Source organism: Nostoc sp. DSM 114161 (assembly GCF_052692665.1).
This window is the reverse complement of record NZ_CP195141.1, coordinates 5468594-5481220: the sequence shown is the minus strand read 5'-3', so window position 1 is coordinate 5481220 and position 12627 is coordinate 5468594. Positions and strand designations below refer to the sequence as shown.

Below are 12627 nucleotides of genomic sequence, written 5' to 3'. Positions count from 1 at the left end.
CTTAAGCTTATAGTTAAGAAATTTTTAATCATTGACACTTATTAATTTTATATTCTCAGCCATTAAACTATTTCAGTAATTTTACTTAACTTAATAGCTGATTAATTGCTTGAAATTAACAATATTTTTGGAATAATTATCCCCATTAAGCCGATTAATCAAGATTTTTCGCAACTAAATAGTTCAGCATCAGTGATTTGTTGAAAAATTTTTGACTGGGGAATTTGACTATTCCCCGTTTAATTGCTGATTTTATGTTGAATGTAACTTTTTTAATTAAATTATTCGTGAATTACCGTTAAAGATAGCAATTTTCGGATTTCTTCACGAACGCTGATGAGAATTTTACCTAGATGGTTTTGACCGGTTTTATTAGCGCCACATCCCCAAAAATAATCGGTTGGCGAGTTTTCAACCAACATTTCATCGCCTGTCCTCAAGAGAACTTCTCTAATATCAGCATGGGTGAGAAACTTTTTGAGTACAGCTTCTCGCATCACTTGAGTTTTGACTAAATCCCAATCTCGACGTAGTTGACGAGTACTACATCTTCCCAAAGCAGCAGCTTCTTCGGGCGTGGTAGCGGCATGAATGAAAGGTATAATTACTGCATCCGTACTACCAACAAACTTTTGTGCTTGATAATAGTGCTCAACCGTTGGCCAGTAAATACCTTGGACGTGAATCCCGTGGAAAGAAAAGTTAGAAAAACAGCCATAAGGCTGCCAAGCCTTATAAAAGTAAATGGTCATTTGAAAATTGCTCTTTTATATATTTATTTTCAGGGTAACTGAAAGTTTAAAACCCTTCATACAAATGAAGGGTTTTAACATTAGCTTACGTCAGAGGAATTTTACGCAATTCCTGAAACAGCAAGTTTACTACCTTAATCATGAGCTTACCCTGAATGTGCTTGCCATCCAAAAGCTTTTCACTCTGCTCAGTGACGTTAGCTTGAAGTTAGTTGCGGTTTTTCTCCCCTGCTCCCCCATCTCATCGGGGTATATTTCTTATCTCTTAATTCCTAAGTGCGTCGATTAACTAAGGTAGCGCTGGCTTGGTCAATCGGCATCAGCACAACTTCATTAATATTGACATGGGGCGATCGCGTCACGCAGAAAAATATCACATCAGCCACATCATCTGGAGTCAGCGGCGTAAGTCCCTGATAAACTTGATTGGCACGTTGAGTATTGCCGTGAAACCGCACCTGGCTAAATTCCGTTTCTACCATCCCAGGGTCAACGGAAGTTACGCGTACAGGAGTACCTAACAAATCTTGTTTTAAGCCTTCAGAAATTGCTCTCACCGCAGCTTTAGTAGCACAGTATACATTCCCTCCAGGATAAGTTTGATGTCCGGCAATGGAGCCTAAATTTACCACATGACCGCGACCGCGGCTGACCATTCCAGGAACGACATAACGGGAGAGATAAAGTAAACCTTTAATGTTAGTATCAATCATCTCTTCCCAATCTGTAAAACTACCCTCATGTAACTTATCTAAACCGCGACTCAAACCGGCATTATTAATCAAAATATCGATGTCAGACCAAGAGGGGGGTAGATTAGAGATGGCAGATTCTACAGCAGAGCGATCGCGTACATCTAGCTCTAACAAATGAACTTCAGTATTAAAATCTTGGCCCAGAGTATCTGCAAGTTGCTGCAAACGTTCTAACCGCCGTGCCGCTAAGATGAGTTTTGCACCCGTACCAGCAAAAATTTTGGCACAAGCAGTACCAATACCACTACTAGCGCCAGTAATTAAAATGATTTGATTTTCCAGAGAAGCCATTTTTAGTGAAAAGTCAACAGTCCAGTGTCAATTGTCCAATAATTTGGAACTGACGCAAATTTTAGTTATCAGCTTCTTTGGGGTAGGAAACACAGAGCAGCAGTGACAGACTTTAGTTGTGGCGTTTGAAGCCGCGCTCAAAAAAATTTTTCAGTGTGGTTTCTCTGTTCCCTGTTAAAGATCTGAAAAATATTCAATTTGCATAATCAAATTAAACTTAACACTCAACAGTTAACGTTTAATAGTGGTCTATCAAAAATATTTCTAAAATTACCCAACCTCAAACGATGTTTGAAAAGTCATGATTAATCTATCAAATATTTTTTACCCCTCCCTAACCCTCCCCTTGTAAAAGGGAGGGAACCAGATTTTCCTTGTTTCCCCCCTTTATAAGGGGAGATTAAGGGGGGTAATAATGCGATTAAAATCACAGCAAAACACTTTTAAAACAACCTCTCATCCAAATTGTATACCAGTCCTAAATCATTTGTGAAAGCTCTCTTTCTTTTCTTGGGGTTTTTGAAGGTTCGTTAATTTCCACAACTGAGATGCGATCGCTATATTTATTACTGCCCAACGTTTCATCGATCGCGATCGTTAATAACTCATTTAAAGAGATTCCTACTGCTTTTGCCATAGAGGAAATCACGCTTTTGGGGGCAAAAGAACAATACAACCCAGCTTCTAAAAACCAAGGTTGTCCCTGTGAATCGATGCGAAAGTCAAATAAACTGTAGTGGCGGCAACCCAAAGCCTGATGACATTTCTTAGCCACTTCCTGAACCTTTTGGGTAATCGGGTCATTAGGGTCTAAAATCCAAGATTTGTTATTACCTTTTGCGGCGAAACCCAAGTTACCATCATCTGTTTTTTTGAGTTTATCGGCATAGGTGCGGATGGGTTTTTCCTGAGAGTCTACCAAATACTCTTCAAGAGGTAAACCGATTAACTCCCCATCTTTAACAAGGATGCCGCATCTGACTTCTCGACCTTCGATGAATGTTTCTACGATCGCTTCATCTGCATGTTCAAATGCTTTCTCCAGCGCCGCTTCATACTCGGCAGCATCTTTGACTAAAGTTACCCCTAAAGAGTTGTCCGAACTTACAGGTTTAATAACTACTGGAGGTGTAATTGTCGGAACATCTCCCCGACGCAGCACTTCTCCGCGAGGCACTTTTACCCCTGCGGCTTCCACAATTGCTTTAGTTCTGGCTTTGTGAGCCGTTATTGCCATGAGATCCGGAGTATTGCCTATGTAAGGAATTTCCAGCAAGTCGAATAAAGCGCGGTAGTAAGTCATTCCAGGGATACAAAACATTTGTGGTAACACGATGTCAATGTTTTGTGCTGCAATAAACTCTATGGCTTCAGACACAGCCATCGGTTGAGCCTGAGCAATATCTTCTCGACTCAGAGAGCGAGGAAATCGCCATTGGCGATCGGGTGTGATGTATGCGATCGCAGAGTCGTAAGGCAGCTCTGCCATTGCTGCCAAACAGTCTTGGCCGTAAAGGCGTGACAAATCGCAGTAAAAATCATTCTGTGCAGAGCCAACTAAATGAAGGATACGAAGTGCTGGCATGATTCATGTTCCTAATGTAATAAAAGGTTGTTCGCGCAGAGTCGCTCCAGGCGCAGAGAGAATGAGGAGTTTTGATCCCTTCTTATATCATGTCCGGTTAATTAGTTATGATTCCCACACTGATTGCACCCCACCCCGCCAAAGCTGTGCTTTGTCTCCCCTCCCCGCTTGCGGGGAGGGGATTAAGGGGTGGGGTTCTTCAGGTTTAACAAGCAATCAAGCGGACATGATATTACCTCTTTCTCTGTGACTCTGCGCCTGGAGCGTGATACTAATCTCCCCCCAATTCCACCAATTTACCGATGTTGAAATCTATGCGCGTCCAGCCTTTAAGCTGACGTAGATTCTTGAGTAAGAGTAAAGGAATTTGCCAATGATGCACCATTAAAAATGGTAACGGGTCATCTGGTTTGTAAATTGCATCAGTTCCCCGCCAAATATTTGCAATCCATTTTTTCAATTGTGTCAAAGAACGAATGCCAGTCAAACGCCAAACTTCGTGATAAGTCCAATAAGTTGGTTTACTACTTGGCAATGGCTGTAATGTTTCAGCCATCGGTTCGCGATCGAGGTAAGCTTGGGCAACTTGGGGATGGTCGTAGAAAGTCGTAATTGCAGAGTGCGTGCGAGGATTACACTCAATGGCGTAAACTCTACCATCCTCAGCCTGAATGAAGTCAAAGGAAACCTGTCCTGTAAGTTTCAGTTCCTTGACAAAATGCCTCACCCATTCCCTAATTTGAGGATTTTCAACGTTTTCATAGTTGACTTGAAAAGCTGAAGATTCACAGCAGCAATGCAATCGTAATTCGCCATCCCGGACGGTGCTATGGGTACAAAATTCCTTTCCAGGAATAAATTCTTGCATAATCCAAGGCTTGTCTGGGCTGATTGGCAAGCTTCTGACGAATGCAGCTGTTTCTTCTGGAGTGGCGCAGGGAAGCTTAGTTAAGTCTAAACGTCGTACTGAATCGTAAGGAATGCTCTTGAGGATATATTTGCGAGATTCCTGGGAAAAGTCGAAATTTAGAACTTGTTCGGCAGAGGTAATTTTGAAAGATTTAGGTACTGATAAACCAAGCGATCGCGCTGTTTCGGCAAAGGCAAATTTATCATCCAATTTCTCCGTAATATCTATGTCAAAGTGAAATACTTCACAGTACTCTGACAGCAATGGCTTGGCGAGGGAGTCGTAATAGCTACCCAATGGACTGGTGACAGGAATGTAGACATCGATATTTTCTTGTTTGATGATGTCTATCAAAGCCTGAGTATAGCGTTCTGGGTTTTCTTGGGGCGCAGGAACAGTATAAAACTTGTCTGCGGCTTGGGAAAATCGATGACCAGATAACCAATATTTGTGGGTTTCTATCAGTACCACTCTGTGTCCAGCAGCAGCGCATGACCGCGCTAGCTGTAAAGCTTTGGTCATTTTGCCGCCACTAATCAGGATGTTTTTGGGGTTTGCTGCTTTCGTGGCTGGCTGCTGGAAAGGACGCGAGATAGTATGCCACAACAAAGTTACTAAAACGATCGCGGCATTAATTGGCAGTGCTAATAATAACAACGCCAAAGTCAAAAGATTTTGGATAATTACGGCTATTTTTGTCTCTGAAGGAAAAGACGGGATAGCAGGTGAAGAAGAAACGGAAATAGATTGTGCCATACTCAATCACGCAGTTCTGCGGATAATTGTCAAGCCATCTCGTAGTGGCAATATTACCTGTTCTACGCGCTTTTCGAGTGCTACGGCACGATTAAATTGAGCGATCGCTTCACCATTAGCAGTGCGTTGTTGTGTGGGTAAATAGACCTCTCCTTGCAGCAGCGTGTTATCTACACAAATAAATCCTGACGGTGCTAGCAAATTAGTATCTAGCAATGTTTGGAAGTAGGTTATGTACTCCTTTTTATCTGCGTCGATAAACACCATGTCAAAGGATTCTCCAGCTTCCACCAACTTATTTAAGGTTTCCAAAGCTGGGCCTAATTCCACGCGGATTTTTTTGCCGTCAGGAGATTTATCGAAGGCTGCTTGTCCAACTTCTGCGGCAAAAGGATCTACTTCGCAAGCAACTAATACTCCATCTGGAGGTAATGCTTCTGCCATTGCCAGTGCAGAATAACCCGTGAACATCCCTATTTCGAGTATTCTTTTAGCCTTGGTCATATGAACAAACATTTTCAGGGTTTGTCCTTCTACATGGCCGGATAGCATCTCTTGTTCTAGAGGTCGTACTGTTGTGCCTTCACTAAAGTGTTCTTGCCATGCTTCTGTTGATGTTTTTTCGGCAAGTGCAGTTAAAGCTGGCGATTCAGAGGTTGTATATTCTTCCAAGTAAGGATCTAAACCAGCTGCCAACTGCCATGCTTGAGTGATGTTATCGACTAAATCCCCAGGTAAATCTGTGCGTTGGTTAATCTTTTGGACAATAGCTTCTAGCTTCTTTGCTAAAATCCCTACCGGTGTGACTGGTCTAGCTGTGGGCTTGGCAATTGTGGTGGACATTATATGGCACTCCCGACTAGTTCTGTCTGATAAACGGGGTACATATCCACACCTTCGCCACCACGAGGATAGTTAACGCAAAGCTGTTTGTGGTCAGCTAAACCTTGTGCCAATTCTTCCCTTGTCAAATCATTCATATAGAAGCAAGTACCAATTGGTCTTGGCATCGCAGCTCTCAACAAACCATCTCGTGTCAGAGTGATAGACTCGGTAGCGTCCCACAATAGTTCTTCATCCATTAAAGGATGGTCGAGAGCTAGACCCAAATCGCTGATTAATCCTAAAATGCGATCGCGTTCTTCTGTTGTGATGTAGCCTCTATTAGCTGCGATGGTTGCAGATAAGGCCATATCGATACTCACTGCATGACCGTGAAACATCGGTATGCGTGGTGCGAGTTCTAAAGTCGGACTCCAAGTATGTCCGTAAGCAATTGCTCTATCTAAATCTAGTTCGTGGAGGTTAGGTACTTCTAACTCCAACATTTTTTTGATGGCTTCGTAAGTCAGACGGTGAGCGATTTCTTTAATCTCTGGAGTTGCATCAAGATTGCCAAAGTGAGTGTCAAGTAGTTCTTTGCCATACTTTTCTAACCACTCAAACACATCACCATGAGCAACTACAGCAATTTTGACTAATTCTGCCATCCCATTACGCACTTGATCTGTCGGTAATGTCCCCAACAGAGAAAAGTCTAATAAAACTTTTTGGGAAGCATGATAAGCACCCAAACGATTTTTCAGCTTGCGATGATTGAGTGCTACCTTGATAGCGACGCTAGCATCAATCAAACCAATCAAAGAAGTCGGAATCCGAATGTAATTACTACTACGACGATAGGTAGAGCAAGCAAAACCTACAACGTCTGTAATTAAACCACCACCGATGACTAATACCGGCTCTTTTCGTACTAATTTGAAGTCTGCGAACGCATCTATAATCTTCTCAAAGGTTTGGATAGATTTGTTCGGTTCGGTAATAGTCAAAGCAAAAATTCTCAGTTCGAGGCCGTAATACCGGAAATATTTCTCAATCTGAGTACCGTAAAAATTGTAGACATTGGTATCAATAACAGCCAAGCATCTGCCAAAACTTCTATATATCTCTGCAAGTTCTGGATTAGCAATATCAAAAACCCCATCTACATAAACTAATTCATATTCAATCTTTTCATAAGCTTCTACATGAAATTTGTTTTCGGTAGCTTGGAGTTTTGTTTGAACAATGCTCACAAATTTTGCCTCTAGGTGAAAGAAATTGTTACTTTAATGCTGATGGGATCGCAAGTTTAAGCACTCCTCTTTGAGAGTGACTTAACTTGCGATATTATGTCGCAAGCAAGTAAATTGCTTGCGATTCGTGTGAAAAAACCCGTAAATCTGAATGAAATTTTGTTGGATTGCAGATTTGGAAATGATAAACTACAGCACCAGAGATGAAGTGCATCTAGTGTCATTTCACCAGCACAGCAAAAGGCCTTAAGTCTTCGCTGAACCTTAAAGGGATCGCAAATTTACGCAACAAAACTTCATTGATTTTATCAGATTATCAGACTGTCACTTCTATGTCTAGCCTCAAGGTTTACGGACTTTTAGTAGCTGAATAACGGTTTAAAAGCAAGCTAAGAGAGTAATTTTACTTGCTTAGAAAGCTTAGACACTTGTTTACATTAGTTAACGTAACACGATTTTTTAAAATTTGCACCTACACCAAAGGTAGATTTGAAACAAAAAAAACTAGATTTTGAGGATTTGACGATTTGAGGCTTGATTTAAAAAGTTAATCTTTGGCTAGCGAAACGATACTACATCATTCATATCAGGAGAGTCAGTGGTAAAATTAACAACTATGTAACGAAAAATTAAGTGCAGACATATAGTAAAATTTAAAACATTGATTTTGTGATTTGCTCTTTCCTTGTAACTCGAACACCATGAATATTCCTTGGTTTTAATAGAGTTTTACCGCGATCGCTACTTAAAAACTTGTAGTTACCTTGGTAAATACATTATCCGTATTTACTTGTCTTCATAGAACTTTTTTTTTGACGCTGACTATCTTAAATTGCACAGACATTTACGTTTTATTTCTAGCTCAAAGAAAGGGTAAAATTACTCAGTTCGACCTACGAACAATCAAATTTCAAACCTTTTTGTACTAAGATATCCTTACATAGCTGTTTACTGGTTTGATTCTTTGTCCTTATCCGCTTCAGGTATCGCACGTACCCAATAAAGGTTTAAAGCAAGTGGTTTCTTGTTTGAAAAGAAAGAATTTTTATAGTGAGTATTTATACGTATAACTTTAGTCTGATTGATGAGAAATTCTTGCTTTTAAGCGATCGCCTTTCCCTTCCCTTTTTATGGATTTTATAGATACTCTCTAATTGGGGTGTTTCCCTATCATTTTTTGAAGTAATACATTTATGGATTTTGTTCCGGCTGAAATAGGCACACCTATTACTGTAGAAATTGCTGAAATTGCTGCGCCATCAACAACACTTGTTCCGACCTCAACACCAAACCGTATTTCTAAAGATGCGATTCGCACTAGTTTGAGGGCTTCCACTGGCGATGCGATTTTTGCAGCACTTTTCTCCATTGCCACTGGCGCAGTTTTGTTAGGTAATTTTTTAGTGGAGTTGGATGCCAGTCCGGTGGTTTTTGGGCTGGTATCTTCTATCCCCATGTTGGCGCATCTGTTTCAGCCCGTAGGTGCTTACTTGTCCGAACGTAGCACCAGCCGCTTTCAGTATTCACTGCGGACACACGGAGTTGCGCGATTATTGTGGCTAATTTTAGTAATTGGCATTGCTAGCTTTAGCTGGGGATGGTTGGATTCCAATCAATTGGCGATCTTGTCGCTCTCGATTCTCCTATGCACTCATTTTTTAGGAGGATTAGCAATTGCATCATGCTTGAGTTGGATAGCAATGTTAGTCCCACGACAGTTGCGAGGTAGATATTTCGGACTACGCAATAGTCTTGCCAACCTCACAGAGTTAGTTGGCTTACCCTTAGCAGGTTTAGCCATATCACATTGGTATGGGGGAAGCATCCAAGGTTATGGAGTGATTTTGTTAGTAGGCATTTTCTTTGGAATTGTGAGTTTGGGGTGTCAGTATTTCCAGGTAGATATGAATCCCCAATTACAAAATACTTATTATGCTAGCTCATCTCAAACTAGCAAGATTCAGGCAGACTCGTCACCAAACCAACTTAGCGAGACATCTGGCGCAATTTCTTTCCCACAAATACTGACAACAGACAACGATTTAATTAGCAGCATTCAAAAAAACTCTAATTATTTGGTGTTTCTGCTTTATTTCGGCTGTTGGACATTTGCTGTTAACCTCAGTGCCCCATTTTTTAACCTCTATTTACTAGATACCCTGAATTTGGATGTCAGCTGGGTAACTTTCTACAACAGCTTACGAGCTGGCGCACACATGCTGATGTTAATTGTTTGGGGAAAATTATCAGATAAAATTGGTAATCGTTGGATTCTAATTTCTACAGGAACTCTGATTGCAGTTATACCTTGGTTATGGCTGCGGATTGGTTCTAGCCCTTTGGATTTGTGGTTGTGGTTGCCTTTATTACACATTTTTATTGGCGCCAATTGGGGAGGAGTTGATTTGTGTAACAACAATCTCCAGATAGAAATTGCACCGCTAAAAAATCAGTCTATCTATTTTGCGATCGCAGCTGCTATTGCTGGAGTCAGTGGTGCTTTAGGAGCAACTCTCGGCGGCTTTATCGCTCAATTTGCTGGCTCTTTCGGCATAGCCGAAGTCTTCATTGTGTCTGGGATTTTACGGCTAGCGTCACTGATACCACTAATTATTAAAAAGGATCTCGGTAGTAAGAGTGAAATTATTTAACTGCGGTTGTTAAAAAATAGTCCATCTCCAGAAAGAATTACTAAATGAATATCTACTTTATACTGAAAAAGCTTTCTTGTTAGATAGTAAAAAACTCGATTTTAGTAAAGTGAATTCTTGAGATTGTTACTGAAATCGGGTGATATGCATTTAGCAGTTCTGAGCCAAACAAAATAGTTTAATTTCAAAATCTGAAAAAAGACAAAATGCTGAAGGTAGACACACAAAAAATTAGTCCTCAACAAGTTGAAGCTTTTGAACGAGATGGCGTTATCTGCGTCAAAAATGCTGTGGATGACATCTGGGTAGAACGGATGCGAACAGCAGTTGACAAGAATATATCAATCCCCGGCCCTTTGGAGGACAAGAATGCACCAAGACCAGAAGGCCGTGTGGAACATGCTAGTAGCTTATGGCTTGTTGATGCTGATTTCCGTGCTTTGGTTTTTGAATCACCATTAGCAAGGCTGGCGGCTCAAGTTTTAAAAACGGAAAAATTGAACTTTTTAGCTGATGGTTTTTTTGTGAAGAAACCGAAAGTCAATAGCCGTGTTGGATGGCATAACGACTTACCTTACTGGCCCATACAAGGCTGGCAGTGTTGTAAAATTTGGCTGCCTCTAGATCCTGCTAACGAAAAAAATGGCCGATTAGAGTATATTAAAGGATCTCATCGTTGGGGTAAAGAGTTACGCGAAGGATCGAATCCTTCCTGGTTTGTAGAGCCAGAAGCCTACGAATTACTCTCTTGGAATATGGAACCTGGAGATTGCTTGATTCATCATTTTCTGACAATTCATCATTCAGTAACTAACATATCTTCTAGACAACGACGCGCAGTAGTGACGAATTGGACTGGTGATGATGTTACTTATTATCAGCGTCCGAAAGCGTGGCCTTTCAAACCTTTGGAAGGAATTGATTTACCAGAATTTGATTCATTCAAAACCAAAAAACCTGGTGAGCCGATAGACTGTGATATATTTCCTAGAGTTGAAGTGCATTGATAATAAGGATTTGTGAAATTTTTCATACAAGCTGTTGACGATTGACAGTTAACGGTTGACAGTTAGCTGTTGACTGTCAACTGTTAACAGCCACCAATGATATTTTTCACGACTTTAATAGGATTGCCATTGTTACTAGGATGTAATGCGATCGAGTTCATCGAGAATATTGCTATCTATATCAATGTCAAATTTTCGAGCAAAATGAGCAGATGATACAAGCAGATTAGATAAATCTTCCATTAGCAATATTTTTGGATGAGGGCCTCCAGTTGACCAATCAATATAGCGTCGGCGATCGTTTTTTAGCCTCAGGTCAGGTGCATTAGCAAGTATAGTCTGAAAATATGACTCGTCAGTATACTTCAGTTTCTCGTAGTACAAAGTTACAGGATTTTTCTGACTGTGAAAATTGATAATGTACTCAGCAGCTTTGCGATTTGCACAAAACCATTGACTGCCACTGAAACAAGCAAGTTTTTTAGAAAAAGGAAGAAAAAGTTTTGTTAAAAAAGGATGTTCTAAGCGGATTTCTAAATTTAGTTGACTAAAGTATTTTTTTGAGTAATGAAAAGAAAATGACTTTGTACAATATCGTTGATAGGAGTTTTTCAACCATAGCATATTCGGTTGTAAATCCTGTTTATAAATATCGTATGTGATTTGTTCGTACTGAATATAAGCATCGTATGGATTTGAGGCTAGTTCGTCCAATATTTGCTTTGCACTTTTGATGGGATAATCTGCTCCACTGAGTAATACAAACCAATCTGGTGGATTTATAGTTTTGTACATCAATTGAAGTGACTGTATTGTAGCCTCTACGAGACCAAATCCTGCCCACTCTGTCTTAATGTGAGGGCGTACAAGTAAAACATTTTTTGACAGAGCATCTACAGATAGTTCGCATTTATCAAAATCATGATGACACACAATTACAGGATAATTGAACATTCTGTTTAAAGTATTTATCAGTCTGTAAATTTGTAGAGGTTTTGTGTGTGTTAATAAAATAAAACCTATAGATTGGTCGATCTGATTTTGCATTTTTAACAACTGATTTTCCAAAATTTACTCACCTATAGTTAATATTTTACTCATCTTGGTAACTGGAACAAATAGCCCATTTCTTAAATAATGAGGCGTTCTTTGGATGGCAGTAAATCCCAGTCTTAAATAAAATCCTTCTGCATAAAGGCTCGCAGTTGTAATTACCTTATCTATACCGCGATCGCTTGCTCGATGGCAAAAATGTTCAACTAAAGCACGCCCAATCCCTTGACCTTGATATTTAGGATGGACGTATAACCCAATCAGTTCATCAACAACGAAACTGGCAAAACCTATAACAATATCTCCCTCCACCGCAACCCACAAAGATTCCAATTTCATATTTTTTAAGATATTTGCAGCATCAGGCTGGTTCAGGTTATTTCGCCAAGCTAAAAGTTCTTTTTTTGTATAAAAAGTTGTTGGTAGAGCTTTGATAGCAGCAATATGAATTGCACTCAGCGCCCATCCATCTTTTTCCTCAGCAGGTCGAAGAGATATTTTATTGACACTCATCGTTTTAAGACTGGCATTTAGGTGACATGCCTTTGAGAATATCAAGTCGGCTCAAAATATAAACTACGTTAAATTTATCGTTAAAATATATAATATATTTTAATCCACACTAAACCTACCGACAAACCGTATATTATAGTTACAGCAATAAAATAATCAACCCAAAAGGTGAATTCAGAAACGATCGAGCCATTAATTCTGAAATTTGCGGTATTTTGTTGTGTTTATCTAAATATCTTCTCAAAGCTTGCTTTTTAGAGCATTTATCAAGCTGCAAGA

Annotated in this window: 10 protein-coding genes; 2 read left to right on the top strand and 8 right to left on the bottom strand. The window is 40.0% G+C overall.

Annotated elements, in window-relative coordinates; all coding sequences use genetic code 11:
• Positions 1 to 281: 281 nt before the first annotated feature.
• From NSTC745_RS23275 to NSTC745_RS23250, 6 genes are all read right to left on the bottom strand, one after another.
• Positions 282 to 752: an NADAR family protein gene (locus tag NSTC745_RS23275; protein WP_445633072.1), complete on the bottom strand. Its 471-nt coding sequence runs from the start codon at positions 750 to 752 to the stop codon at positions 282 to 284.
• 272 nt (positions 753 to 1024) lie between these two features.
• Positions 1025 to 1798: an SDR family oxidoreductase gene (locus NSTC745_RS23270; protein ID WP_445633071.1), complete on the bottom strand. Its 774-nt coding sequence runs from the start codon at positions 1796 to 1798 to the stop codon at positions 1025 to 1027.
• A 478-nt stretch (positions 1799 to 2276) separates the two neighbouring features.
• On the bottom strand, positions 2277 to 3383 hold the full coding sequence (locus NSTC745_RS23265; protein ID WP_445633070.1) for a D-alanine--D-alanine ligase family protein: 1107 nt from the start codon (positions 3381 to 3383) through the stop codon (positions 2277 to 2279).
• A 271-nt stretch (positions 3384 to 3654) separates the two neighbouring features.
• Positions 3655 to 5049 carry an ATP-grasp domain-containing protein gene (locus tag NSTC745_RS23260; RefSeq protein WP_445633069.1) on the bottom strand — a complete coding sequence of 465 codons (1395 nt, stop codon included), beginning with the start codon at positions 5047 to 5049 and terminating at the stop codon, positions 3655 to 3657.
• Between the two features lie 6 nt (positions 5050 to 5055).
• Positions 5056 to 5892, bottom strand: coding sequence for an O-methyltransferase (locus NSTC745_RS23255; RefSeq protein WP_445633068.1), 837 nt, complete (start codon positions 5890 to 5892; stop codon positions 5056 to 5058).
• On the bottom strand, positions 5892 to 7124 hold the full coding sequence (locus NSTC745_RS23250) for a sedoheptulose 7-phosphate cyclase (RefSeq protein WP_445633067.1): 1233 nt from the start codon (positions 7122 to 7124) through the stop codon (positions 5892 to 5894). The genes NSTC745_RS23255 and NSTC745_RS23250 overlap by 1 nt, the downstream gene beginning before the upstream one ends.
• A gap of 1193 nt (positions 7125 to 8317) precedes the next feature.
• On the opposite strand from NSTC745_RS23250, the gene NSTC745_RS23245 reads away from it, so the two are divergent.
• Positions 8318 to 9775, top strand: a complete 1458-nt coding sequence (locus NSTC745_RS23245; protein ID WP_445633066.1) for an MFS transporter — start codon at positions 8318 to 8320, stop codon at positions 9773 to 9775.
• Positions 9776 to 9981: 206 nt separating this feature from the next.
• Positions 9982 to 10782 carry a phytanoyl-CoA dioxygenase family protein gene (locus tag NSTC745_RS23240; protein WP_445633065.1) on the top strand — a complete coding sequence of 267 codons (801 nt, stop codon included), beginning with the start codon at positions 9982 to 9984 and terminating at the stop codon, positions 10780 to 10782.
• 135 nt (positions 10783 to 10917) lie between these two features.
• Here the strand turns inward: NSTC745_RS23240 and NSTC745_RS23235 are convergent, their stop codons facing one another.
• Both NSTC745_RS23235 and NSTC745_RS23230 read right to left on the bottom strand, forming a co-directional pair.
• Positions 10918 to 11829 carry a beta-1,6-N-acetylglucosaminyltransferase gene (locus NSTC745_RS23235; RefSeq protein ID WP_445633064.1) on the bottom strand — a complete coding sequence of 304 codons (912 nt, stop codon included), beginning with the start codon at positions 11827 to 11829 and terminating at the stop codon, positions 10918 to 10920.
• Between the two features lie 24 nt (positions 11830 to 11853).
• The gene (locus NSTC745_RS23230; protein ID WP_445633063.1) at positions 11854 to 12348 is read right to left on the bottom strand and encodes a GNAT family N-acetyltransferase; all 495 of its coding nucleotides are present in this window, start codon (positions 12346 to 12348) and stop codon (positions 11854 to 11856) included.
• Positions 12349 to 12627 lie beyond the last annotated feature (279 nt).